Source organism: Leclercia barmai, assembly GCF_049312895.1.
Taxonomy (GTDB): Bacteria; Pseudomonadota; Gammaproteobacteria; order Enterobacterales; family Enterobacteriaceae; genus Enterobacter; species Enterobacter barmai.
Map to the genome: position 1 here is coordinate 114691 of NZ_JBMNWZ010000004.1, position 26215 is coordinate 140905.

General features: G+C 57.9%; 17 protein-coding genes and 3 tRNA genes. 11 read left to right on the forward strand and 9 right to left on the reverse strand.

The annotated features are described in order from the left end of the window. The first annotated feature begins 5 nt into the window (after nt 1-5). The 4 genes from recC to recD all read left to right on the forward strand — a co-directional run bounded on the left by recC (nt 6) and on the right by recD (nt 11763). Nucleotides 6-3380, forward strand: coding sequence for an exodeoxyribonuclease V subunit gamma (recC, locus tag ACOYA6_RS16325; protein WP_039029905.1), 3375 nt, complete (start codon nt 6-8; stop codon nt 3378-3380). Between the two features lie 141 nt (nt 3381-3521). Beyond that, nucleotides 3522-6404 carry a pitrilysin gene (ptrA, locus tag ACOYA6_RS16330; RefSeq protein ID WP_422655011.1) on the forward strand — a complete coding sequence of 961 codons (2883 nt, stop codon included), beginning with the start codon at nt 3522-3524 and terminating at the stop codon, nt 6402-6404. Further along, complete coding sequence (recB, locus tag ACOYA6_RS16335; RefSeq protein WP_422655012.1) at nt 6401-9946, forward strand: exodeoxyribonuclease V subunit beta; 3546 nt, start codon at nt 6401-6403, stop codon at nt 9944-9946. Before ptrA ends, recB begins: the two co-directional genes overlap by 4 nt. After that, on the forward strand, nt 9943-11763 hold the full coding sequence (gene recD / locus ACOYA6_RS16340; RefSeq protein ID WP_422655013.1) for an exodeoxyribonuclease V subunit alpha: 1821 nt from the start codon (nt 9943-9945) through the stop codon (nt 11761-11763). Before recB ends, recD begins: the two co-directional genes overlap by 4 nt. Nucleotides 11764-12232: 469 nt before the next feature. On the opposite strand, the gene argA is transcribed toward recD, so the two are convergent. Continuing rightward, nucleotides 12233-13564 carry an amino-acid N-acetyltransferase gene (gene argA, locus ACOYA6_RS16345; protein ID WP_039029909.1) on the reverse strand — a complete coding sequence of 444 codons (1332 nt, stop codon included), beginning with the start codon at nt 13562-13564 and terminating at the stop codon, nt 12233-12235. A 229-nt stretch (nt 13565-13793) separates the two neighbouring features. Between argA and amiC the strand changes: the two genes are divergently transcribed. Then, complete coding sequence (gene amiC / locus ACOYA6_RS16350) at nt 13794-15047, forward strand: N-acetylmuramoyl-L-alanine amidase AmiC (protein ID WP_422655014.1); 1254 nt, start codon at nt 13794-13796, stop codon at nt 15045-15047. Nucleotides 15048-15150: 103 nt separating this feature from the next. On the opposite strand, the gene ACOYA6_RS16355 is transcribed toward amiC, so the two are convergent. From ACOYA6_RS16355 to ACOYA6_RS16365, 3 genes are all read right to left on the reverse strand, one after another. Further along, nucleotides 15151-15227: transfer RNA gene (locus ACOYA6_RS16355), tRNA-Met, on the reverse strand. A 33-nt stretch (nt 15228-15260) separates the two neighbouring features. Then, nucleotides 15261-15337 (reverse strand) — tRNA-Met (locus ACOYA6_RS16360). Nucleotides 15338-15380: 43 nt separating this feature from the next. Continuing rightward, nucleotides 15381-15457: transfer RNA gene (locus tag ACOYA6_RS16365), tRNA-Met, on the reverse strand. A 207-nt stretch (nt 15458-15664) separates the two neighbouring features. On the opposite strand from ACOYA6_RS16365, the gene mltA reads away from it, so the two are divergent. Next, nucleotides 15665-16762, forward strand: a complete 1098-nt coding sequence (gene mltA / locus ACOYA6_RS16370) for a murein transglycosylase A (RefSeq protein WP_039029911.1) — start codon at nt 15665-15667, stop codon at nt 16760-16762. A gap of 70 nt (nt 16763-16832) precedes the next feature. Further along, the gene (gene tcdA, locus ACOYA6_RS16375) at nt 16833-17639 is read left to right on the forward strand and encodes a tRNA cyclic N6-threonylcarbamoyladenosine(37) synthase TcdA (RefSeq protein WP_039029912.1); all 807 of its coding nucleotides are present in this window, start codon (nt 16833-16835) and stop codon (nt 17637-17639) included. Here tcdA and csdE read toward each other — a convergent pair. Together csdE and csdA are read right to left on the reverse strand one after the other, a co-directional pair. Further along, complete coding sequence (gene csdE, locus ACOYA6_RS16380) at nt 17630-18070, reverse strand: cysteine desulfurase sulfur acceptor subunit CsdE (RefSeq protein ID WP_223074745.1); 441 nt, start codon at nt 18068-18070, stop codon at nt 17630-17632. The two genes, tcdA and csdE, sit on opposite strands and share 10 nt — an antisense overlap. Then, nucleotides 18070-19275, reverse strand: a complete 1206-nt coding sequence (csdA, locus tag ACOYA6_RS16385; protein ID WP_422655015.1) for a cysteine desulfurase CsdA — start codon at nt 19273-19275, stop codon at nt 18070-18072. The genes csdE and csdA overlap by 1 nt, the downstream gene beginning before the upstream one ends. Before the next feature lie 192 nt (nt 19276-19467). Here csdA and ACOYA6_RS16390 point away from each other — a divergent pair, with 192 nt between their 5' ends. From ACOYA6_RS16390 to rlmM, 4 genes are all read left to right on the forward strand, one after another. Continuing rightward, complete coding sequence (locus tag ACOYA6_RS16390; protein WP_039029916.1) at nt 19468-19695, forward strand: YgdI/YgdR family lipoprotein; 228 nt, start codon at nt 19468-19470, stop codon at nt 19693-19695. Nucleotides 19696-20044: 349 nt separating this feature from the next. Further along, nucleotides 20045-20959 (forward strand): glycine cleavage system transcriptional regulator GcvA, encoded by a 915-nt coding sequence (gcvA, locus tag ACOYA6_RS16395; RefSeq protein ID WP_250585678.1) that lies wholly within the window; start codon nt 20045-20047, stop codon nt 20957-20959. A gap of 42 nt (nt 20960-21001) precedes the next feature. After that, nucleotides 21002-21397, forward strand: coding sequence for a DUF423 domain-containing protein (locus ACOYA6_RS16400; protein ID WP_039029918.1), 396 nt, complete (start codon nt 21002-21004; stop codon nt 21395-21397). Beyond that, nucleotides 21390-22490 (forward strand): 23S rRNA (cytidine(2498)-2'-O)-methyltransferase RlmM, encoded by a 1101-nt coding sequence (gene rlmM / locus ACOYA6_RS16405; RefSeq protein WP_422655016.1) that lies wholly within the window; start codon nt 21390-21392, stop codon nt 22488-22490. Before ACOYA6_RS16400 ends, rlmM begins: the two co-directional genes overlap by 8 nt. A gap of 92 nt (nt 22491-22582) precedes the next feature. Here the strand turns inward: rlmM and xni are convergent, their stop codons facing one another. From xni to ACOYA6_RS16420, 3 genes are all read right to left on the reverse strand, one after another. Beyond that, on the reverse strand, nt 22583-23341 hold the full coding sequence (gene xni / locus ACOYA6_RS16410) for a flap endonuclease Xni (protein WP_422655017.1): 759 nt from the start codon (nt 23339-23341) through the stop codon (nt 22583-22585). Nucleotides 23342-23454: 113 nt separating this feature from the next. Beyond that, nucleotides 23455-24822: an L-serine ammonia-lyase gene (locus ACOYA6_RS16415; RefSeq protein WP_039029921.1), complete on the reverse strand. Its 1368-nt coding sequence runs from the start codon at nt 24820-24822 to the stop codon at nt 23455-23457. A 63-nt stretch (nt 24823-24885) separates the two neighbouring features. Further along, complete coding sequence (locus tag ACOYA6_RS16420; RefSeq protein ID WP_039029922.1) at nt 24886-26175, reverse strand: HAAAP family serine/threonine permease; 1290 nt, start codon at nt 26173-26175, stop codon at nt 24886-24888. Nucleotides 26176-26215 lie beyond the last annotated feature (40 nt).

Consider the following 26215-nt stretch of genomic DNA (forward strand, 5'->3'; position numbering starts at 1 on the left):
CAGCGATGTTAAGGGTCTACCACTCAAACCGTCTTGATGTGCTGGAAGCACTGATGGAGTTTATTGTCGAACAGCAGCGGCTCGACGATCCCTTTGAACCGGAGATGATCCTGGTTCAGAGCACCGGTATGGCGCAGTGGTTACAGATGTCCCTTTCGCAAAAGTTTGGTATCGCCGCCAACATTGATTTCCCGCTGCCGGCCAGCTTTATCTGGGATATGTTTGTCCGCGTGCTGCCGGAGATCCCAAAACAGAGCGCATTCAACAAGCAGAGCATGAGCTGGAAGCTGATGTCGCTGCTGCCTGAGATGTTGACCCATGACGAGTTCGTCATGCTGCGCCACTACCTGAACGACGATACCGATAAACGAAAACTGTTCCAGCTGGCATCAAGGACGGCGGATCTGTATGACCAGTATCTGGTCTACCGGCCGGAGTGGTTAACGCGCTGGGAAGCGGGCGAGCTTGTCGACGGCCTCGACCAGGCGCAAATCTGGCAGGCACCGTTGTGGAAAGCGCTGGTTGAGCATACTGAACAGCTGGGCCAGCCGCAGTGGCACCGTGCGAATCTCTATGATCGCTTTATCGCGACCCTGGAATCCGCCTCTGAGACGCCCGCCGGGTTGCCGTCCCGGGTCTTTATCTGCGGCATATCAGCCCTGCCGCCGATCTACCTGAAAGCGCTGAATGCGCTGGGCAGGCACATCGACATCCATATTCTGTTTACCAATCCCTGTCGCCATTACTGGGGGGATATTCAGGATGCCCGCTGGCTGGCCCGTATGGTGACCCGCCAGCGTCGCCGCCTGTTTGACGAGGGCACGGTGCCGCTCTTTAAAGACAGCGAGACGGCGTCTGAGCTCTTTGACGAACAGGGTATACAGAACTTACCGAACCCGCTGCTGGCCTCCTGGGGCAAGCTGGGGCGCGACTACATCTACATGCTCTCGGAGCTGACCGCCTCCGGCGAGGGGGATGTTGACGCCTTTGCGGATGTCAGCCCGGACAGCCTGCTGCATAACGTTCAGCGGGACATCCTGGAGCTGGATAACCGCGCGGTTACAGGGATCACCGCCAAAGAGTTTTCCCGCAGCGACAGCAAACGCCTTCTCGATCCTGACGATCGCAGCGTGACCGTTCACCTGTGCCATAGCCCGCAGCGTGAGGTGGAAGTTCTGCACGATAAACTGCTGGCGATGCTGGAAGACGATCCTGACCTGACGCCGCGCGATATCGTGGTGATGGTGGCGGATATCGACAGCTACAGCCCCTATATTCAAGCCGTATTTGGTAGTGCCACGGGGGATCGCTATCTGCCGTTTGCGATTTCAGACCGTCGTGCTCGCCAGTCTCACCCGGCGCTGCAGGCGTTTGTCAGCCTGCTTTCCCTGCCGGACAGCCGCTTCGTTCCGGAAGATGTACTGGCTCTGCTGGATGTCCCGGTGCTGGCTGCCCGTTTTGATATTGATGAGGACGCGCTGCGCTACCTGCGCCAGTGGGTCAACGAATCGGGCGTGCGCTGGGGGATGGACGATGACAACGTGCAGGAGTTTGAGCTGCCTGTCACTGGTCAGCACACCTGGCAGTTTGGTCTTACGCGTATGCTGCTCGGCTACGCCATGGAGAGCAGTCAGGGAGAGTGGAATGCCGTTCTGCCCTATGACGAATCCAGCGGCTTAATCGCCGAACTGGTCGGGCACCTGGCTTCGCTTTTGATGCAGCTTAACCGCTGGCGTCGGGAGCTGATGAAGGCCCGTCCGCTCGACGAGTGGATGCCGGTATGCCGGGAGATGCTCAATGATTTCTTCCTGCCGGACCAGGAAACCGAAGCGGCAATGGCGTTAATCGAGCAGCAGTGGCAGGCCATTATCGACGAGGGTATCTCCTCGCATTATGGCGAAGCGATACCCCTGTCGCTGTTGCGGGATGAACTCACCCAGCGTCTCGATCAGGAACGTATCAGCCAGCGTTTTCTCGCCGGGCCGGTGAATATCTGCACCCTGATGCCGATGCGTTCCATTCCGTTTAAGGTTGTCTGCCTGCTGGGCATGAACGACGGTATTTACCCGCGCGCGCTGGCGCCGCTGGGCTTTGATTTAATGAGTCAGAATGCGCAGCGCGGTGACCGCAGTCGTCGCGATGATGACCGCTATCTGTTCCTTGAGGCGCTGATTTCCGCCCAACAGCAGCTCTATATCAGCTATATCGGCCGCTCGATTCAAGATAACAGCGAGCGTTTCCCCTCCGTGCTGGTGCAGGAACTGGTGGACTACATCGGCCAAAGCCACTATCTGCCGGGCGATGAAGAGCTCAACTGTGATGAAAGCGAAAAGCGCGTAAAAGCGCACATCACCTGCTGCCACAGCCGTATGCCGTTTGATGCCGTTAACTACGAGGACAACGAGCAGCAGAGCTACGCCCGGGAATGGCTGCCCGCCGCGAAGAGAGAAGGGGTTGCCCATGGCGACTTTATCCAGACCCTGAAGCCGTTAGCGATCGATACTGTCCCCTTCGAGCAGCTTCAGCGCTTCTGGGCCCACCCGGTGCGGGCCTTTTTCCAGATGCGGTTGCAGGTGAACTTCCGCTCCGAGGAGAGCGAGATCCCGGATGCCGAGCCGTTTACGCTGGATGGCTTAAGCCGTTATCAGCTTAACCAGCAGCTGCTGAATGCGCTGGTGGAGCAGGAGGATGCGCAGAAGCTGTTCCGGCACTATCGCGCTGCGGGACAACTGCCGTATGGTGCCTTCGGTGAGATCGTCTGGGACGCCCAGTGTCAGGAGATGCAGGCGCTGGCAGGCCGGGTGATTGAGTGCCGTCAGCCTGGTACGAGCATGGAGATCGATCTCAATTGCAACGGTATCAATCTGACGGGGTGGCTGCAGCATGTGCAGCCTGACGGGCTGCTGCGCTGGCGGCCGTCGATGCTCAGCGTTTCACAAGGTTTGCAACTTTGGCTGGAACACCTTGTCTACTGTGCGAGCGGTGGCGAAGGTGAGAGCCGGTTGTTTGTACGTAAAGACGGCGAATGGCGCTTCCCGGCGCTTCCCGCTGAACAGGCAATGAACTATCTGTCGCAGCTGGTTGAGGGTTATCTGCAGGGGATGAATAAGCCTCTGCTGCTGCTGCCAGAAAGTGGGGGGGCGTGGATTAAAACCTGTTACGACGCCACAAATGATGCCATGTTAACGGATGACGCAACCCTGCAAAAAGCGCGCAGTAAATTTTTGCAGGCCTACGAAGGCAACATGATGGTCAGTGGCGAGGGTGACGACGTCTGGTATCAACGCTTATGGCGAACCCTTGAACCTGAGTACTTTGAGGCGATTACCGACGAGGCCCGACGCTACCTGTTGCCGCTGTATAAATTTAATCAGTCCTGACATTTGTATAAAAATTGCACAGGGATGGGCATTCATTTATGATGCGCATCTTGTCATGGACTGATGTACCAAAACAAAGAGATGCTGGCTTGTCCGGCACGAAGCTTGTTAATGATGATGTCCGTGATGAAGAGGTAGTGAATGCCAGGCAGCACCTTGTTGAAATCGTTGGTTTTGTTCGTCGCTCTTTGGGCCCCCCTCAGTCAGGCAAATACCGGTTGGCAACCCGTTCAGGAAACGATCCGCAAAAGTGATAAAGACACCCGTGACTATCAGGCGATCCGCCTCGATAACGGGATGGTCGTGCTGCTGGTTTCCGACCCTCAGGCCGTAAAGTCACTGTCGGCGCTGGTGGTGCCGGTGGGCTCGCTGGAAGATCCGGAATCCCATCCGGGACTGGCGCACTATCTTGAGCACATGACCCTGATGGGCTCAAAGAAGTATCCGCAGCCTGACAGCCTGGCCGAATTTTTAAAAATGCACGGTGGCAGCCATAACGCCAGCACCGCGCCGTACCGTACGGCTTTTTATCTGGAAGTCGAAAACGATGCGCTGGAAGGTGCGGTCGATCGTCTTGCGGACGCCATTGCCGCGCCGCTGCTGGATAAAAAATATGCCGATCGTGAGCGCAACGCCGTTAACTCGGAGCTGACGCTGGCGCGTACCCGGGACGGTATGCGTATGGCGCAGGTCAGCGCTGAAACCATCAACCCCGCACACCCCGGCTCTCGCTTCTCCGGCGGTAACCTTGAGACGCTGAGCGATAAACCGGGCAGCCCGGTGCTCGACGCACTGCACGCATTCCGCGACAAATACTACTCCGCTAACCTGATGAAGGCCGTGGTGTACAGCAATAAGCCGCTGCCGGAACTGGCGCAGCTGGCGGCCCAGACCTATGGCCGCGTGCCGAATAAAAATATTACCCGTCCGGAAACTACCGTTCCGGTGGTCACCGACGCCCAGAAAGGGTTAATCATTCACTATGTTCCTGCGATGCCGCGTAAGGTGCTGCGCGTTGAATTCCGTATTGATAACAATACTGCGCAGTTTCGCAGCAAAACCGACGAACTGGTTAACTATCTGATTGGCAACCGGAGCCCGGACACGCTCTCCGACTGGCTGCAAAAGCAGGGGCTGGTGGAAGGTATCCGCGCGGACTCCGATCCTGTCGTCAACGGCAACAGCGGTGTGCTGGCGATCTCCGCCACCTTAACCGATAAAGGGCTGGCCCATCGCGACGAGGTTGTCGCCGCGATTTTCAGCTACCTCTCGCTGCTGCGCGATAAAGGCGTGGATAAACGCTACTTCGACGAACTGGCGCACGTGCTGGACCTCGACTTCCGTTATCCTTCCATCACCCGCGATATGGACTACGTCGAGTGGCTGGCGGACACTATGATCCGCGTGCCGGTTGAGCATACGCTGGATGCGGTCAACATCGCCGATAAATACGATGCTGATGCCGTTAAAGCCCGCCTGGCGATGATGACGCCGCAGAACGCCCGTATCTGGTATATCAGCCCGAACGAGCCGCATAACAAAACGGCCTACTTTGTGAATGCCGAGTACCAGGTGGACAAAATCAGCGAGCAAACTTTCGCCGACTGGCAGAAGAGAGCCGCTGGCATCGCCCTCAAGCTGCCGGAGGTGAACCCCTATATCCCGGATGATTTCACCCTGATCAAGCCCACAAAAGAGTATCCAAAACCGCAGCTGATTGTGGATGAACCTGACCTGCGCGTGGTCTATACCCCCAGCCGCTATTTCGCCAGCGAGCCGAAAGCTAACGTCAGCATGGTGCTGCGTAACCCTGCGGCGATGGACACTGCTAAAAATCAGGTGATGTTCGCGCTGAATGACTATCTGGCGGGTATCGCGCTGGATCAGCTCAGCAACCAGGCCGCGGTAGGCGGGATCGGTTTCTCAACCAACGCCAACAATGGCCTGATGCTGAACGCTAACGGTTATACCCAGCGTCTGCCGCAGCTGTTCAAGGCGTTGCTGGAAGGCTATTTCAGCTACACCGCCACCGGGGAGCAGCTTGAGCAGGCGAAATCCTGGTATGCGCAGATGATGGACTCCGCCGAAAAAGGCAAAGCCTTCGACCAGGCCATCATGCCGGTGCAGATGCTCTCCCAGGTTCCCTATTTCCAGCGCGAAGAGCGCCGGGCGCTGCTGCCGTCCATCACCCTCGACGAGGTGATGGCCTATCGTGCCGCGCTGAAAACCAACGCCCGCCCGGAGTTCCTGGTCGTGGGCAACATGAGCGAAGATCAGGCGAAAACCCTGGCGCAGGACGTGCGTACACAGCTGGGTGCGAAGGGTACTGAATGGTGTCGTAACCAGGACGTGCTGGTCGAAAAACAGCAGAACGTGATATTCGACAAAGCAGGCAGCAGCACGGATTCCGCGCTGGCAGCGGTCTTTGTCCCGACCGGCTATGACGAATACGCCAGCTCGGCATACAGCGCCATGCTCGGACAAATCGTGCAGCCCTGGTTCTACACCCAGTTACGTACCGAAGAGCAACTGGGCTATGCCGTCTTTGCCTTCTCGATGAACGTTGGCCGCCAGTGGGGGATGGGCTTCCTGTTGCAAAGCAGTGATAAACAGCCGGATTATCTCTGGCAGCGTTTCCAGGCTTTCTTCCCGCAGGCGGAAGCGAAGCTGCGCGCCATGAAGCCAGAAGAGTTTGCCCAGATCCAGCAGGCGGTCATTACCCAGATGATGCAGCCGCCGCAGACGCTGGCTGAAGAAGCATCAAAGATCAGCAAAGATTTTGATCGGGGTAATATGCGCTTTGATTCGCGTGATAAAGTAGTGGCCGAGATAAAACAGCTCACGCCACAGAAAGTGGCCGACTTCTTCCACCAGGCGGTGGTTGCCCCGCAGGGGATGGCTATCCTGTCACAGGTTTCCGGTAGCCAGAGTAAAAAAGCCGACGTCACCCCGCCTGCAGGCTGGACGGTATGGAAGAGCGTGAGCGCATTGCAGCAATCTTTGCCCAGGAGTAAGAACGAATGACCGATACCGCTGAGTCCCTTAACCCCTTAGGTTTACCGTTACAGGGGGAGCGACTGATAGAGGCCTCAGCGGGAACCGGAAAAACTTTCACCATCGCGGCACTCTATCTGCGACTGCTGCTCGGCCTGGGCGGCAGCGCTGCCTTCAGCCGCCCGCTCAGCGTGGAAGAGCTGCTGGTGGTGACCTTCACCGAAGCCGCGACGGAAGAGCTGCGCGGACGTATCCGCTCCAATATTCATGAACTGCGCATCGCCTGCCTGAGACAGAGCACGGATAACCCGCTGTACGCCAGCCTGCTGGAAGAGATTAACGATAAACAGCAGGCGGCCCAGTGGCTGCTGCTGGCGGAACGGCAGATGGATGAGGCCGCCGTGTTCACTATCCACGGCTTCTGCCAGCGTATGCTCAGCCTGAACGCCTTTGAATCCGGCATGCTCTTTGAGCAACAGCTGATCGAAGATGAATCCCAGCTGCGCTACCAGGCGTGCGCCGACTTCTGGCGTCGCCACTGTTACCCTCTGCCACGCGACATTGCCGAAGCGGTACACGGATTGTGGAAAGGCCCGGAGGAGCTGCTGCGGGCCATCGATCGCTATCTGCAGGGGGAAGCCCCGGTCATTAAATCTGCTCCGCCTGCAGACGAAACGCTGGCGTCCCGCCATGAGAAAATCGTCGGCTTAATTGCCACCATGAAACAGCAGTGGTCTGACAGCGTGGCGGAAATCGAGGCGGTGATTGAGCGATCCGGCATCGACCGTCGCAAGTTCAACCGCGGCAATCAGGCAAAGTATATCGAGCGTATCACCGCCTGGGCCCAGGAAGAGAAGCACAGCTATCAGCTGCCCGACGCGCTGGAAAAATTCTCCCAGTCGTTCCTTGCTGAGCGCACGAAAGCGGGCGGCGAGGTGCCTGAACACCCGCTGTTTGTCGCCATCGACACTCTGCTGGCAGAGCCGCTGACCCTTAACGATCTGATGATTACCCGCGCGCTGGCAGAGATCCGCGAAACGGTGGCGCGCGAAAAGCGCCGTCGCGGCGAACTCGGTTTTGACGATATGCTCAGCCGTCTCGATGAAGCCCTGAACAGCGACAATGGCGAGGCGCTGGCCGCCGCTATCCGGGGGCGTTTCCCGGTGGCGATGATCGACGAATTTCAGGATACCGATCCCCAGCAGTACCGCATTTTCCGCCGCATCTGGCGTCAGCAGCCTGATACCGCGCTGCTGCTGATTGGCGACCCGAAACAGGCGATTTACGCGTTCCGTGGGGCGGATATCTTCACCTATATGAAAGCGCGTGGCGAAGTGGCCGCGCACTACACCCTGGACACCAACTGGCGCTCGGCGCCCGGCATGGTCGACAGTGTGAATACGCTCTTCTCACAGATGAACGACGCCTTCATGTTCCGGGAAATCCCTTTTTTACCGGTCAAATCCGCCCCGAGGAACGCCACGCTGCGTTTCGAGTATAAGGGCGACTTCCAGCCAGCGATGAGCATCTGGCTGATGGAGGGCGAGGGGTGCGGCGTCGGGGATTACCAGACCTTTATGGCTCAGCACTGCGCGGCACAAATCCGCGACTGGCTTAGCGCAGGGGTGCGCGGCGAAGCGATCCTGCACCGGGGCGATGACGCCCAGCCGGTGAAGGCGTCGGACATTACGGTGCTGGTGCGCAGCCGCCAGGAGGCGGCGCTGATCCGCGATGCGCTGACCCTGCTGAGCATTCCTTCGGTCTATCTCTCAAACCGCGACAGCGTGTTTGAAACGCTGGAAGCCCAGGAGATGCTTTGGCTGCTGCAGGCGGTACTGGCACCGGAGCGTGAAAGCACTCTGCGCAGCGCGCTGGCAAGCGCCATGCTCGGTCTTAACGCCCAGGATATCGATACGCTGAATAACAGCGAGGTCCTCTGGGATGAGGCGGTAGAGGAGTTTACCCGCTACCGTGAGCGCTGGCAGAAGCGGGGCGTCATGGCGATGCTGCGCGACATCATGACCCAGCGCAACATCGCTGAAAATATGCTGGCAACCGCCGGAGGCGAACGCCGCCTGACCGATATTCTGCACATCAGTGAACTGCTTCAGGAGGCGGGCGCACAGCTTGAAAGCGAGTACGCCCTGGTGCGCTGGCTGGCGCAGCACATCGCTGAGCCAAACAGCAATGCTTCAAGCCAGCAAATGCGCCTCGAAAGTGACAAGCATCTGGTCAAAATCGTCACCATTCACAAATCGAAAGGGCTGGAGTATCCCCTGGTCTGGTTGCCTTTTATTGCCAATTACCGGGTGCAGGATCAGGCCTTTTATCACGATCGTAAAACCTTTGAAGCGGTGCTCGACCTCAGCAAGGCCGACGACAGCGTGGAACTGGCCGAGGCCGAGCGGCTGGCGGAAGATCTGCGTCTGCTGTATGTGGCGTTAACCCGTTCGGTGTGGCACTGCAGCTTAGGCGTGGCGCCGCTGTTCCGCCGTCGGGGTGAAAAATCCGGCGACAGCGATTTTCACCTGAGCGCGCTCGGGCGTCTGATCCAGCGCGGCGAGCCGAAAGACGCCGCCGGTCTGCGCCAGTGCCTGGAGGCGCTCTGCAACGAGCACATCGCGCTGCAGCTTGCGGGTGTGGCAGACACCGCCCGCTGGCACATGCCGGAGCCGGTAATGCCGGATCTGCAGGCGCGGCAGGTGGCCCGCTCGCTGTTCGACGACTGGCGGGTTACCAGCTATTCCGGGCTACAGCAGAACGGGCACAGTATCGCCCAGGATCTGATGCCGCGCCTCGACGTTGATGCCGCGGGCACCGGCGATGTGCCGCAGCAGCCTGAGCTGACCCCGCACCAGTTTCCGCGCGGAGCCTCGCCGGGGACCTTTTTACACAGCCTGTTTGAAGCGCTCGATTTTACGCAGCCCGTCTCCCCGGAGTGGGTGCTGGAGATGCTGCAAAAAGGGGGCTATGACGCCCACTGGGAGCCGGTGTTGACCCGCTGGATCGCCCAGGTGCTGGAGACCCCGCTCAATGAGGAGGGCATCTCGCTGAGCAAGCTAACGGCCGCTGATAAACAGGTTGAGATGGAGTTTTATCTGCCCGTGGCCGGACCGCTCACCGCCGATGCGCTGGATGCACTGATCCGCGAGTACGATCCCCTGTCGCAGGGCTGCCCTCCGCTCGATTTTCGTCAGGTGCGCGGCATGCTGAAAGGCTTTATCGACCTGGTGTTCCGCCACAATGGCCGCTACTACCTGCTGGACTATAAATCCAACTGGCTGGGGGAAAACAGCGAAGCGTACACCCCGCAGGCCATGGCCAGGGCGATGCAGTCCCATCGCTACGATCTGCAGTACCAGCTCTACACCCTGGCGCTGCACCGTTATTTACGTCACCGTATTGCCGACTATGACTATCAACAGCATTTCGGTGGGGTGATCTACCTGTTTTTACGTGGGGTGGATGGCAGCTCGCCGGGTGCCGGTTGCTTTGCCACCCGCCCGGATGAAGCGTTAATTGATCAAATGGATAGCCTGTTTTCAGCCAGTAACGAGGAGCTAACACAATGACGATGCAGGAACACTTGCTGGAGGCCGTAGAGCAGCGCGTGCTGCGTCGTCTGGATGTGCAGTTCGCGATGATGGTGGCCGGTAACGACGAGCCGGCGGTGATGCTGGCGGCGGCAGTTTTAAGCCGTGATACGGGAGAAGGGCACGTTTGCCTGCCGCTGTCGCGACTGCGGGCCGAGGCGAAAAGCGCCGCGTTACAGCCCTGCTTTGCCCTGTTTGACGAAGAGCCGGACTGGGAAGCCACGCTCCTGCGCTCCCGCGCGGTGAGTACCGGGGATGAACCGACGCCGCTGGTGCTGACCGGCGAGCGGCTCTATCTCAACCGGATGTGGCGCTACGAGCGGGCGGTGGCCAGCTTCTTTAGCGAAGCCAACCAGCCTTTGCCTCATGACAGCGCCGACGTTCAGCGTACCCTGAACGCGCTGTTCACCTCTGATGAGGCCGTCAACTGGCAAAAGGTGGCCGCGGCGGTTGCGTTAACGCGGCGCATCTCTGTGATTTCCGGCGGGCCGGGTACCGGTAAAACCACCACCGTTGCCCGCCTGCTGGCGGCGTTGATCCAGATGGCGGGAGAGCAGAAATGCCGTATTCGCCTGGCGGCACCGACCGGTAAAGCCGCCGCGCGCCTGACCGAATCTCTGGGCGGTGCTCTGCAAAAACTCCCCCTGACCGACGCTCAGCGTACGCGATTCCCGACGGAAGCGAGCACGCTGCACCGTCTGCTCGGCGCGCAACCGGGCAGCCAGCGCCTGCGCTACCATGCCGGAAATCCGCTGCATCTGGATGTGCTGGTGGTGGATGAAGCCTCGATGATCGACCTGACGATGATGTCCCGCCTGATCGACGCCCTGCCGCCTCATGCCCGGGTGATCTTCCTGGGCGATCGCGATCAGCTGGCCTCCGTCGAAGCGGGCGCGGTGCTGGGAGACATCTGTACCTGGGCCTGCGCCGGATTTACCGTCCAGCGCGCGCAGGAGCTTGCCAGCATGACGGGATGCGAGATGGAGGGCAACGTCAGCCCGGTGGCGGGTGCGCTGCGCGACAGCCTGTGCCTGCTGCAAAAAAGCTACCGTTTCGGCAGCGATTCAGGCATCGGACAGCTGGCGGCGGCGGTCAACCGCGGCGATCGTCACGCTATCCGCTCGGTATTTGACGGCAAATTCAGTGATATCGAGAAAAAACAGCTTCAGAGCGGGGAAGAGTATCTGGTGATGCTCGAAGATGCCCTGCAGGGGTATCAACACTTCCTCGACAGCGTGCAGCAGCAGGCTTCCGAAGCAGACATTCTGGCTGCATTTGGTGGCTTCCAACTGCTGTGTGCCTTGCGGGATGGGCCCTTTGGCGTTGCCGGCCTTAACGAAAGGCTGGAGCAGGTGCTGGCGCAAAAACGGCGGATTGGTCGCCAGCCGCATTCGCGCTGGTATGAGGGAAGGCCGGTGATGATCTCACGCAACGACAGCGCGCTGGGGTTGTTTAACGGCGATATTGGCATTGCGCTGGATCGCGGTCAGGGGCTGCGCGTCTGGTTCCAGATGCCCGATGGCAGCGTGAAATCGGTCCAGCCCAGCCGCCTGCCGGAACATGAAACCGCCTGGGCTATGACGGTGCATAAATCCCAGGGCTCTGAGTTCGATCATGCGGCGCTGATTTTACCTAACCAGATCTCCCCGGTCGTCACCCGCGAGCTGGTCTATACCGCCATTACCCGCGCCCGTCGGCGGCTGTCGCTGTATGCAGATGAAGGCGTGCTGACCCAGGCCGTCACCACTCGTACAGAGCGGCGCAGCGGCCTGAGCGCGATTTTTGAGACCCTGTGATTATTCCTTCTCCCAATGGGTTGAAGAATCCCCAGTAATTTTCGTATGTTTGATGCGATGAAATAATTTCAGGATAATAAATGACTTAAAGCGACTGCCTCGTTCGGCTGAAAATCGACGAAGCGTTGACCGCAGGCCGGGGCGAGGCGCAGGGACGCGCCGAGAGGGTATAGCCTGCATGGATGCAGGCTGGTACCCGACCCGAAAGCCTGCGGGAATAAGCTGAGTGCACCGCGAAGCGGCGATTTTCTTTGCCGGGAGCCGGGATTGCTAAGGGGGCGGCGGCGAGCCCACTTAGCACGTTCACGGGTGACGGAGCTGACAGAGAAGCACAAAAGATACAGTGAACGGAACCACCACCACAGCCGCATGTTCCCCCTCACCCCAGCCCTCTCCCTGAATGGAGAGGGGGCAGACCGTGCCAATATTTATTGTGGTGATCCCTAAACCTGATGGGAGAGGGAAGAGCTTATCCCAGATCCGCCATCAGCACCTTAGAACGACGCTGATAGTTATACATCTCTTTCTTGGTTTCCGGCAGGGAATCAATGTCCACCGGGCTAAACCCCCGCTCCTGGAACCAGTGAATGCTGCGGGTGGTCAGCACGAACAGCTTGCTCAGCCCCATCTGGCGTGCCTGGAGAGCAATTCGCTCCAGCAACACTTCGCCGCGCGACGAGCTGCGGTAATCAGGATGCACCGCCACGCAGGCCATCTCGCCGATCTTCTCTTCCGGGAAGGGATAGAGCGCCGCACAGGCGATGGTCAGGTTATCGCGCTGAATAATGGTGAACTTGTCGATCTCCATCTCCAGCTGCTCGCGGGAGCGACGCACCAGGATCCCCTGCTGCTCCAGCGGGCGGATAAGCTCCAGAATGCCGCCGATGTCGTTGATGGTGGCGCGACGAATTTGCTCCGCGCTCTCCATCACAATCTGCGTCCCGATGCCGTCGCGAGAGAACAGCTCCTGCAGCAGGGCACCATCTTCCTGATAGCTGATCAGGTGGCTGCGGCGCACGCCGCTGCGGCAGGCTTTGATTGCGCCGCGCAGAAAACGCACGGTGCCGGAGTAATAATCACCCTGCGCCTCGAGCGCGTCGACGCGCGCCTGGGCTTCGTTCGGGAACAGCTCGGAGACGATATTCCCCAGCTCGTTAGTCACCCCCTGAGAGGAGCAGAAGCCGATCATTTTCTCAGCCTTCAGCTTGATCGCCAGCTGGGTGGCTATCTCTTCGGAGGTGAGGTTGAAGCTTTCGCCGGTGACGGAGACGGCGACCGGGCCGGTCAGCACAATCGCACCGCCGTCGAGCTGGCGATGGATGGCCTCTTCATCAATACGACGAATACGTCCGCTGTGGCAATAATCCACACCGTCATCCACGCCAAGCGGCTGGGCGATAATAAAATTACCGCTGACCACGTTAATGTGCGCCCCTTGCAGCGGGGTGTTGTTGAGGCTCATCGACAGGCGCGCGGTAATATCCAGCTGCAGCAGACCGGCTGCCTGCTTAACCAGCTCCAGCGTTTTGGCGTCGGTAACGCGGGTATGCTTGTGGTAGATCGGCTCGTGATGGTGCGCGGCCAGATTCTGTTCGATCTGCGGGCGGGCGCCATAAACAACCACCAGGCGGATCCCCAGGCTGTGCAGCAGGCCTATATCATTGACTATGCTGGAGAAATTTTCATGCTCAATGGCTTCGCCACCCAGCATGACGACAAACGTCTTTCCCCGGTGGGCGTTGATATAGGGAACAGAATGACGGAATCCCTGGACCAGTTCGATTCTACGTTCCTTCACCACGGCATAACCCCTCAATGAATGTTTATTCGTAATTTTTGTATTTTTATTCGAATATGCCCTTGCGCGCAAGCCAAAATTTCCTGCGAAGCAAAGAAAAGATTCAGCGAAGTTATCGTTAACGCATGATTGTTTACCCTTTTATGGATGACAGGTTATGCATCATTCGCTAAAGTTTTTGGTCAATTTGGACGTTATGAAAAGTTATTCGATATCTTTGCTCGGGAGAAGCATGTCGGGATCCAGTAAAGCATTAAGTCGTCGCCGCCTGTTACAAGGGGCCGGAGCAATGTGGTTGCTTAGCGTCAGTCAGGTAGGACTTGCCGCCGTCAGTCAGGTCGTTGCGGTGCGTGTCTGGCCATCGTCGACCTATACACGCGTGACGGTCGAGTCGAACCGGGTGTTGAATTATAAGCAATTCGCTCTGAGCAACCCGGAACGGGTGGTGGTGGATATCGAAGGCGTAAATCTTAACTCGGTGCTGAAGGGGATGAGCGCCCAGATCCGCGGCGACGATCCTTTTATCAAGTCCGCGCGGGTCGGGCAGTTTGATCCGAAAACCGTGCGCATGGTGTTTGAACTTAAGCAGAACGTGAAACCGCAGCTGTTTGCCCTGGCACCGGTGGCGGGCTTTAAAGAGCGTCTGGTGATGGATCTCTATCCTGCCAACGCGACCGATATTCAGGATCCGTTGCTGGCCCTGCTGGAAGATTACAATAAAGGCGATCTCGAAAAACAGGTGCCGCCAGCGCAAAGCGGCCCGCAGCCAGGCAAAGCCGGGCGCGATCGCCCGATTGTGATCATGCTCGATCCTGGGCACGGCGGAGAGGACTCCGGCGCGGTAGGCAAATACCGGACGCGGGAAAAAGACGTGGTGCTGCAGATCGCCCGTCGCCTGAAGGCCCTGATCGACCGGGAAGGCAATATGCGCGCGTACATGACGCGTAACGAAGATGTCTTTATTCCACTGAAGGTGCGGGTCGCGAAGGCGCAAAAGCAGCGCGCGGATCTGTTCGTCTCCATTCATGCGGACGCCTTTACCAGTCGTCAGCCGAGCGGTTCATCGGTGTTTGCCCTCTCCACAAAAGGGGCGACCAGTACCGCCGCACGCTATCTTGCTGATACCCAGAACGCCTCCGACCTTATCGGTGGGGTGGGAAAGAGCGGGGATCGCTACGTCGACCACACCATGTTCGATATGGTGCAGTCGCTGACCATTACCGACAGTCTGAAGTTTGGCAAAGCGGTGTTGGGTAAGCTCGGCAATGTGAACAAGCTGCATAAGAACAGCGTTGAGCAGGCCGGTTTTGCGGTGTTAAAAGCGCCGGATATTCCGTCGATTCTGGTGGAAACCGCGTTTATCAGTAACGTGGAAGAGGAGCGCAAACTCAAGACGGCGAAGTTCCAGCAGGAAGTGGCAGAGTCGATACTGTCAGGGATTAAGGCTTACTTCTCGGATGGGGCGACGCTGGCAAGACGCGGATAACCTCACCATAGCCCGGCGGCGCTGCGCTTGCGCGGGCCTACGGGTGGGCTGGCGACAAAAACAAAAAAACACCCGAAAGGGTGTTTATTGTTTTTAGAAGTGTTGGTTGCGGGGGCCGGATTTGAACCGACGACCTTCGGGTTATGAGCCCGACGAGCTACCAGGCTGCTCCACCCCGCGGCACCGTACTGCTTGTACTTCTTTAAATTTGATTGGTTGCGGGGGCCGGATTTGAACCGACGACCTTCGGGTTATGAGCCCGACGAGCTACCAGGCTGCTCCACCCCGCGTCCGTCTTTCTGCTTTGCAGAAGATACTTCATCAAATTTTAATTGGTTGCGGGGGCCGGATTTGAACCGACGACCTTCGGGTTATGAGCCCGACGAGCTACCAGGCTGCTCCACCCCGCGTCCGTGGAAGCGCACTATACTCTGCTGACTTTTTGTTGCAACCCTTTTTCGTAAAAATCACCAAATTAGGCGTTGTGTTGCCCGCAATAACGACAGTTAGACTGTTTTTTGCGCAAAATTTGCGTGAGGGAAGGTAATCGCATTTCAATACCCCTGCCGGTTTGTTATCTTCGTTGCGCAGAATCGGGCAACTTATAGATGGGATATATGAAAGGACATTGGGCGAAGTATCTGATGACGGGCGCGATGGTAGCTATTCTGGCTGCCTGTTCCTCCAAACCGACCGATCGCGGTCAGCAATATAAAGACGGGAAACTGACCCAGCCTTTCTCTTTAGTGAACCAGCCGGACGCCGTGGGCGCGCCTATTAATGGCGGAGACTTCGCGGAGCAGGTAAACCAGATCCGCACCGCGTCGCCGCGGCTGTATGGCTCGCAGAACGCCGTCTATAACGCCGTGCAGGACTGGTTACGTGCCGGGGGCGATACCCGCACCATGCGCCAGTACGGTATCGACGCCTGGCAGATGGAAGGCACCGACAACTACGGTAACGTCCAGTTTACCGGCTACTACACCCCGGTGGTGCAGGCGCGCCATACCGCACAGGGTGAGTTCAAATATCCTATTTACCGCATGCCGCCAAAACGCGGCCGCCTGCCGTCCCGCGCCGAAATCTACTCGGGTGCCCTGAGCGACAACTATGTCCTCGCCTACAGCAACTCGCTGATGGATAACTTCATCATGGACGTGCAGGGCAGCGGCTATATCGATTTTGGTGACGGCAGCCCGCTTAACTTCTTTAGCTACTCCGGCAAGAACGGCCATGCGTATCGTAGTATCGGTAAGGTGCTGATCGACCGTGGGGAAGTGAAACGCGAAGATATGTCGATGCAGGCGATCCGCGAGTGGGGCGAGAAGCACAGCGAATATGAGGTGCGCGAGCTGCTGGAGCAGAACCCGTCGTTTGTCTTCTTTAAACCGCAAAACTTTGCGCCGGTGAAAGGGGCAAGCGCGGTACCGCTGATTGGCCGTGCGTCGGTGGCTTCAGACAAGACGGTGATCCCGCCGGGCACCACGCTGCTGGCAGAAGTCCCGCTGCTGAATAATGAAGGCAAGTTCAGCGGCCAGTACGAGCTGCGTCTGATGGTGGCGCTGGACGTTGGCGGCGCGATTAAAGGCCAGCACTTCGATATTTATCAGGGCATTGGTGCCGATGCCGGCCACCGTGCAGGCTGGTATAACCATTACGGACGCGTATGGGTGCTGAAATCCGCAGCAGGCGCGGGCAACGTGTTTAGCGGCTGAGTGTGGTAATATTGACGCTATGTTTTCCGGGGTGAGGGGCAACTCTCACCCTTTTTACATCTGAGGTCTTATGTCTGTGGTAATGAGCGAAGCCTGGCGCCAGCGTTTTGGTGGCACCGCGCGTTTATATGGTGAAAAAGCCCTGCAGCTGTTTGCCGATGCACACATCTGCGTGGTCGGGATTGGCGGCGTGGGTTCATGGGCGGCGGAAGCGCTGGCACGAACCGGGATCGGCGCCATTACGCTAATCGACATGGATGATGTCTGCGTCACCAACACCAACCGGCAGATCCACGCCCTGCGCGACAGCGTCGGGCTGGCAAAGTCAGAGGTGATGGCGGAGCGCATTCGCCAGATCAACCCGGAATGTCGCGTCACCGTGATTGATGATTTCGTGACTGCCGATAACGTGGCGCAATACATGGGCGCCGGCTACAGCTACGTGATTGACGCCATCGACAGCGTACGCCCGAAAGCGGCCCTTATCGCCTGGTGTCGTCGCAATAAAGTGCCGCTGGTGACCACCGGCGGAGCGGGCGGGCAGATTGACCCGACGCAGATCCAGGTGACTGACCTGGCGAAAACCATTCAGGATCCGCTGGCGGCTAAGCTGCGCGAGCGCCTGAAAAGCGATTTTGGCGTGGTGAAAAACAGTAAGGGCAAGCTGGGCATCGACTGCGTCTTTTCAACGGAAGCGCTGGTCTACCCGCAGGCGGACGGTTCGGTGTGTGCCATGAAGAGTACCGCAGAAGGGCCAAAACGGATGGACTGTGCCTCCGGGTTTGGTGCGGCCACCATGGTGACCGCGAGCTTTGGTTTTATCGCCGTGTCTCATGCCCTGAAAAAGATGATGGCGAAGGCGGAACGTCAGGCCTGACGCGCCGCCTCCAGCACCGCTTCACTGAGCGCAGTCAGCCCCTGGCTGCGCGAGGCGCTGAGCTGGCCGCGAAGTCCCAGCGCATCAAACAGGCTCAGCGGATTTTCTCCCAGGATCTGCGCGGCGCTTTTCCCCTCGATGGCCGTCAGCAGCACGGCCAGCAAGCCGCGAACAATACGTCCTTCGCTGTCGCCATAAAAATGCAGCTTATCTCCAACGCGCGTGACCCCAAGCCAGACGCGGTTCTCACAGCCGGGGATCTCTTTCGCCTGGGCCTTAAGCTCATCGGACAGCGCAGGCAGCTGTTTGCCCAGCAGGATCAGCTGGCGATATTTATCTTCCCACTGGTTTAGCGGGGCGAAGGTCTGTTTTAACGTCTCTTCAGTGATGACGGTGCCGAACGGGTGTCCGGCCAGAGTTGGGCTTGTCATTAATCCACCAGTAAAGCAAGGGCGCGATCGACGGCGGCAACCAGCGCGTCGACATCGCTTTGGGTGTTATAGGGGGCAAACGAGGCGCGCAGCGTGCCGTTAACGCCCAGCGCCGCCAGCAGCGGCTGGGCGCAGTGCTGACCGGCGCGCAGGGCGATGCCGTACTCCGCCAGCAGCGTCACCATATCGCTGTGATGAACGCCGGCAAAATCGAACGCCAGCAGGCTCGAATCCTGCACGCGGAATGAGCGAAAACCGGGGCGTTGTTTCAGCGCCTCTTCTGCCAGCGTCGCCAGCCCGCGACTCCAGCTCTCCGCCTGCTGCAGGTCGATATCCGCCAGCCACTCCAGCGCCGCGCTCAGGCCAATGACCCCCGCGACGTTTGGCGTCCCGGCTTCCAGACGATAGGGCACTTCCTGAGTTTTGAAGCCGTCGAAGGTCACCTCGGTGATCATCTTGCCGCCGCCGAGCCACGAGGTCATCTCCTCCAGCAGCGCCGCTTTGCCATACAGCGCGCCGATTCCGGTCGGCCCGTACAGTTTATGTCCGGAGAAAGCATAGAAGTCGATATCCAGCTGCTGAACATCCGCCGGGAAATGCACTACCCCCTGCGCGCCATCCACCATCACCACCATCCCGCTGGCATGGGCGAGGCTGATAGCGCGGGCGAGATCCGGGCAGCCGCCGGTTACGTTAGACATCTGCCCCAGCGCGAGGATGCGGCTGCGCGGGGTGATAAATTCAGGCAGGCGGGCGACATCTGCCAACAAATCAGCGCCCAGGGGGAGCTTCACCACCTTCGCGCCGGTCTGTTCGGCAACCATCAGCCAGGGCACGAGGTTAGCGTGATGCTCCGCCTCGCTGACGATAATCTCATCCCCCGGCTGCAGGCGCGGGCGGGCGTAGCATTGCGCCACCATGTTGATGGCTTCGGTTGTCCCGCGCGTCCAGACAATGTTTTTACCGCTTTCGGCATTGAGCAGACGGGCGACCTGATCCCGCGCCGCTTCGTAGCGCGCGGTTAAGCGTTGCGCCTCGGCAAACTGGCTGCGATGCACGTTGCCCGCGCTCAGGCTGTAAAACTGGTGGGTAGCCTCGATAACCGCCTGAGGCTTGAGGGCGGTTGCGGCGCTATCGAGATAGACGCCAGCATCGGCCAGCGCCGGAAACTGCGCGCGAAAATGGGCAGGGCTGAATGCGTTCATGGAATTCCTCTTCGTGATGATCAGATCGTCGCGCAATTTCCCCGGCAGGGCAAGGAGGTTGATCTCTATCGGAATTGTCTGTTTATCCTGGCGCAACAGACGAAGCAGGTTATGCTGAAAGTGTGTCTGGAGAATGTTTTAGCCTGTTATAAAACACGCTTTGAATAGCATTTATTGCTAAAGGAGAAGAAAATGAAAAAGACTATCGCAATTGCCTCTGCCTGTATGCTTACTTTTGCCCTGAGCGCCTGTTCTGGTAATAACTACGTGATGCACACCAATGACGGCCGCTCCATCGTGTCAGAAGGTAAGCCGCAGACAGATAATGATACCGGTATGATCTCGTATAAGGATGCGAACGGGAACAAACAGCAGATCAACCGCAGTGATGTGAAAGAGATGGTTGAGCTGAACAAGTAAGGATACAGCAGACAAAAAAAAGCACCGCAATTGGGCGGTGCTACATTAATCACTATGGACAGACAGGGTAAATGTACAGGAAGTGAAAAGGTGGTAGTTTTCCTACCGTGGTCTGAATCGCAGACCAATTGCAAACACAACAACACAACATCACAACCGTAAGCCAAAAGCCCATCAGAACACGCATTCCAAAAAAAGCTTTTCGTTCCGGCTCAGGAAGTGCCGCCACTATAGGTATTTGCTGGTAGTTCCTCAACGGACAATTTATAATGGCTCAGATAAAAAAAACTAATAGGTTAAACGTTGTTTCCTGTTTGTTAAAAGCCGTTAACATCTAAGCCAGATAACCATGTCCAAGCGATTACCACCACTTAATGCATTACGTGTATTTGATGCTGCCGCGCGCCATTTAAGCTTCACCCGCGCGGCCGATGAGCTTTTTGTGACTCAGGCCGCAGTAAGTCATCAAATCAAGTCCCTCGAGGATTTTCTGGGCCTCAAGCTGTTCCGCCGCCGCAACCGTTCCCTGCTTCTGACGGAAGAGGGGCAGAGCTATTTTCAGGATATTAAAGAGATATTTTCTCAGCTCACCGAGGCCACCCGTAAGCTACAGGCGCGGAGTGCGAAAGGGGCCCTGACGGTCAGCCTTTTGCCCAGTTTTGCCATTCAGTGGCTGGTGCCGAGGCTCTCCAGCTTTAACTCAGCTTATCCGGGAATCGACGTTCGAATCCAGGCGGTCGACCGTCAGGAAGACAAGCTGGCAGACGATGTCGACGTCGCGATTTTTTATGGCCGCGGTAACTGGCCAGGCCTGCGTGTCGAAAAATTGTACGCAGAATATTTGCTGCCGGTCTGCTCGCCACTACTCTTAACAGGCGAAAAAGCGTTAAAAACGCCGGAGAATCTGGCGCAGCACACGCTTTTACACGATGCTTCTCGCCGCGACTGGCAAACTTATACCCGCCAGCTCGGTCTTAACCATATAAATGTGCAGCAGGGCCCCATCTTCAGCCACAGCGCGATGGTGTTACAGGCTGCCATCCACGGACAGGGCGTGGCGTTGGCCAACAACGTGATGGCGCAGTCCGAGATTGAGGCAGGCCGCCTGGTTTGCCCCTTTAATGATGTTTTGGTCAGCAAGAACGCATTTTATCTGGTTTGTCATGACAGTCAGGCAGAACTGGGTAAAATAGCCGCGTTTCGCCAGTGGATCCTGGCAAAGGCGGCCAACGAGCAAGAAAAATTCCGCTTCAGGTACGAGTAAATACTTTTGCGCGCAGGACGCGCATAACTTCAGGACAAAAACATGACCAGCCGTTTTATGCTGATTTTTGCCGCGGTGAGTGGCTTTATTTTTGTTGCGCTGGGCGCCTTTGGCGCACATGTATTACGTAAATCATTGGGTGTGGTCGAGATGGGCTGGATCCACACCGGTCTGGAATATCAGGCGTTTCATACCCTGGCGATCTTCGGACTGGCGGTGGCGATGCAGCGTCGCATCAGCATCTGGTTTTACTGGAGCAGCGTATTTATGGCGCTGGGTACCGTGCTGTTCAGCGGTAGCCTCTACTGCCTTGCGCTGTCGCATTTACGCCTGTGGGCGTTTGTTACCCCGGTAGGTGGCGTCAGCTTCCTGGTCGGGTGGGTATTAATGTTAATCGGTTCGTTCCGTCTGAAACGCAAGGGCGTTGTTCATGAATAAAGTTGTCTTATATTGTCGCCCGGGCTTTGAAAAAGAGTGTGCCGCGGAAATTACTGATAAAGCCGCGAAGCGTGAAGTCTTTGGTTTTGCTCGTGTTAAAGAGAATGCGGGCTATGTTGTTTTCGAATGCTATCAGCCAGAAGACGCAGATAAACTGGTTCGCGACCTGCCGTTCAGCTCGCTGATTTTTGCCCGCCAGATGTTTGTTGCCGGGGAGCTGCTGCAGGATCTGCCGCCAGAAGATCGCATTACCCCTATCGCCGGTATGCTGCAGGGCGTGGTGGAGAAGGGCGGTGAACTGCGCGTTGAGGTTGCAGACACCAACGAAAGCAAAGAGCTGATGAAGTTCTGCCGTAAATTCACCGTGCCGCTGCGCGCCGCGCTGCGTGACAGCGGCGTACTGACCAACTACGAGACGCCAAAGCGTCCGGTGGTGCATGTCTTCTTTATCGCCCCGGGCTGTTGCTACACCGGGTATTCTTATACGACTAACAACTCGCCGTTTTATATGGGGATCCCGCGCCTTAAGTTCCCTTCCGACGCGCCGAGCCGTTCCACCCTCAAGCTGGAAGAGGCGTTCCATATCTTCATTCCGGCCGACGAGTGGGATGAGCGTCTGGCAAACGGCATGTATGCGGTGGATCTGGGGGCCTGTCCGGGCGGCTGGACCTATCAGCTGGTGAAACGCAACATGTGGGTCTACTCCATTGATAACGGCCCGATTGCGCAAAGCCTGATGGATACCGGCCAGGTGACCTGGCTGCGTGAAGACGGTTTCCGCTATCGTCCGAACCGCAATAACATTACCTGGCTGGTGTGCGACATGGTGGAGAAACCGGCGAAAGTGGCGGCGCTGATGGCGACCTGGCTGGTCAACGGCTGGTGCCGCGAGGCGATCTTCAACCTCAAGCTGCCGATGAAAAAACGCTACGAAGAGGTTTCCCAGAACCTGGCGTACATTCAGGCCCAACTTCAGGAGCATGGCATTAATGCCGAGATCCAGGCGCGTCAGCTGTACCATGACCGCGAAGAGGTGACGGTGCACGTGCGCCGCTGGTGGGCTGCCGTGGGTGGACGTCGCGACGAGCGATAACGTATATAACGCCCGGTGGCGCTGCGCTTACCGGGCCTACAACTACACTCGTCCCCCCAGGACCGGTAAGCGTAGCGCCACCGGGCAAACATTCACACTCGATCTAACCTTAGCTGCTGCAAATTCCCGTCTAGCTGTAAATCCGTCTGTAAGCGCGCCACGTCCCGGCAGATAAAGGCCATCTCTTTATGGGCCTCCAGTTTTTTACGCCATTTTTCCGGCACCTCATCCAGACGGGCGTAAATCCCTTCCAGATCCTGAAAGTCTGTCAGCAACTGGGCCGCGCTTTTCGGGCCAATGCCCGCCACGCCCGGCACCTTTGAGCTGCTGATACCCGCGAGCCCCCAGTAATCCGGCAACTGCTGGGGCGATACGCCGAACTCAGCGGCAATAAAGGGGGCATCAAGCCAGCGTTTCTGGAAATAGTCGCGGATGCGGATGGTGGGGGAAAGCAGCTGGCAGTAGCCTTTGTCCGTCGAGACAATCGTGGCCTGATGCCCGGCGCTGGCGACTTTAACCGCCAGAGTGGCAGCGAGATCGTCGGCTTCGTTGCCCTGAGCGCCCCAGCAGGGCACGCCGCGTTGCTCAAAGGCGGCGCGTATCATCGGCATTTCGGCGTGCAGATCGTCCGGCATCGGCGCACGTCCGGCTTTGTAATCCGGCAGACGCTGATGGCGCCAGCCGCTGTTACGCGCCTCATCATCAAACACGGCGACCACATGGCTGGGCTGGCTATGGCGAATAAGCTGCTCCAGCGCATTCAGGCAGGTATCCTTGCAGGGCGTACCCTGTACCGCGTGAATACGGCGGATAAGGTTCAGCGCGTCGACAATAAGTAAATGAACAGCCACAGATAATCCCTCTTATATCCAGTGGATTAAGGGTAACACCGTCGGCGGAATGAAACTACGAGAGGCGGGAAGAACGGGAAGGAGCCTCGCAAAACAAGGCTCCTTTTTCGGGCTTAGTCGCAGGTGACAATCTTCATCGCCAGGCCACCGCGAGAGGTTTCGCGGTATTTGGCGTTCATGTCTTTCCCGGTTTCATACATGGTTTCGATCACTTTATCGAGGCAGACGCGCGGCTCGCTGGTGCGGCGTAGCGCCATACGTGCGGCGTTAACCGCCTTCACGGAGGCAATCGCGTTACGTTCGATACAGGGCACCTGCACCTGGCCGGCAACCGGATCGCAGGTCAGACCCAGGTTATGCTCCATGCCGATTTCTGCCGCGATGCAGACCTGAGCCGGGCTACCGCCCAGCAGCTCTGCCAGACCCGCCGCCGCCATGGAGCAGGCCACGCCCACTTCACCCTGGCAGCCCACTTCCGCGCCCGAGATCGAAGCGTTCATCTTATACAGCGAGCCAATGGCGCTGGTGACCAGCAGATAGCGGGCCAGCGAGTTGGCGTTCACTTCACGGATGAATTTGTCGTAATAGGCCAGCACCGCCGGAACGATACCGCAGGCACCGTTGGTCGGGGCCGTGACCACGCGGCCACCCGCGGCGTTCTCTTCGTTCACCGCCAGCGCGAACATGTTGATCCAGTCAACGACCGCCATCGGATCGCTGGTGGTTTTGTCGCTGCTGACCAGCATCCGGCGCAGGGCCGCAGCACGGCGCGGGACGCGCAGTTTGCCCGGCAGAACGCCTTCGGTAGTGATACCGCGTTCGATACCGCCGCGCATCACTTCCCAGACGCTGGCAAAGTGCTGCTCCAGTTCTGCTTTGCTGTGCAATGCCAGCTCGTTTTGCATCATCAGGCCGGAGAGTGACAGACCACTCTCATGGCAATGGCGCTGGAGATCGGCTGCCGATTTATACGGATAAGGGACCGCGACAGGCGCGCTGTCCTGCTGCCCAAAATGGTCTTCGTCGACGATAAAACCGCCGCCGATGGAGTAATAGGTTTGGCTGTAAATGGCCTTGTCGCCTGCGAGGGCGGTGATCCGCATGCCGTTTTCGTGCAGCGACAGGTTGTCGGCATGGAAATTCATGCAGCGATCAACCGGGAACTCGACTTCATGTTCACCGTTGGCCAGCAGCAGGCGGCCGTGGGTGTTTACGTCCTGGATAAAGGTCGGGATGGCGTCAATATCAACGCTATCCGGCAGGTTGCCCGCCAGGCCCATAATGATGGCGATATCGGTATGGTGACCTTTGCCGGTCAGCGACAGGGAGCCATAGACATCAACAACCACGCGGGTAGTGTCGTGCAGCATTCCGCGCGCAATAAGATCGTCCGTGAACTGTTTACCCGCTTTCATTGGCCCGACGGTGTGCGAGCTGGAAGGACCAATACCAATTTTAAAAATATCGAAAACGCTAATCATGATGCGTCCGTTGCTTTACGTCAGAGGAGAAGAGTGCGCCGTCCGAAGACGGCGCGGGAGGAATTAAGCGAACAGCGAGAAGAAGATAGCGGAGATAGCAATCAGACCCATAATCACAACGAAGACGTTGCTGATATGGCCGCTGTATTTACGCATCGCTGGCACTTTCTGAATCGCGTACATCGGCATCAGGAACAGGATCATCGCGATAACCGGACCGCCCAGGGTTTCGATCATGCCGAGGATGCTCGGGTTCAGGGTCGCAACCGCCCAGGTGGTCAGCAGCATGAACAGAGCAGTGATCTTGTTCAGCTTGTTGATTTCAATGCTCTTGCCTTTGCCGCGCAGAGATTTAATCACCATGCCGTTAAAGCCTTCACGTGCGCCCAGGTAGTGGCCGAGGAAGGATTTGGTGATAGCGATAATCGCGATGATTGGCGCCATCCAGGCAATAACCGGTGCATTAAAGTGGTTTGCCAGGTAAGAGAGAATCGAGATGTTCTGCTCTTTTGCCGCCGCCAGATCCGCCGGGGAGAGGCTCAGTACGCAGCTGAAGACGAAGAACATAACGGTCAGCACCATCATCACGTGAGCGCGAGCCAGGATGCTGGAGCACTTCTTCTCGGCACCCTGACCGTACTCTTCACGCTTCGCTACCGCGAAGGAGGAGATGATCGGGGAGTGGTTGAAGGAGAAGACCATTACCGGGATTGCCAGCCACAGGGTCATCCACAGGCCGTTACCGGTAGCAGACGCGCTGCTCAGGGAGAGGGTTTCCAGCGCCGCGCCGTTCCACTGTGGGATCAGGTAGCAGGCCAGCACCATCAGGGCAATAACGAACGGGAACACCAGCACGCTCATCGCTTTAACAATCATCTGCTCACCGAAGCGCACGATAGTCATCATGCCGACAATCAGGATCAGCGACAGAATGGCGCGCGGTGGCGGCGTCATGCCCAGCTGGTGGGTCATGAAGCTGTCAACGGTGTTGGTGATCGCCACGCTATACACCAGCAGGATTGGGTAAATTGCGAAGAAGTAGAGCAGGGTAATCAGCTTACCTGCGCCAATGCCGAAATGCTCTTCAACCACTTCGGTGATGTCTTCACCCGGGTTTTTACCGGACAGCACAAAACGGGTCAGGCCGCGGTGTGCGAAGTAGGTCATCGGGAACGCAATGATTGCCATGATGATCAGCGGAATCAAGCCGCCAACACCCGCGTTAATAGGCAGGAAGAGAACACCAGCGCCGATTGCCGTGCCGTACAGGCCAAGCATCCACATGGTATCGGTTTTACGCCATCCGCTTCGGGTTTCAATCGAAGCAACGGTGCTGGTTTGAGTGGTTTCCATCTGTGTCTCCAGGAGTAGCTAATGTCAGGTTTCTGGTCAA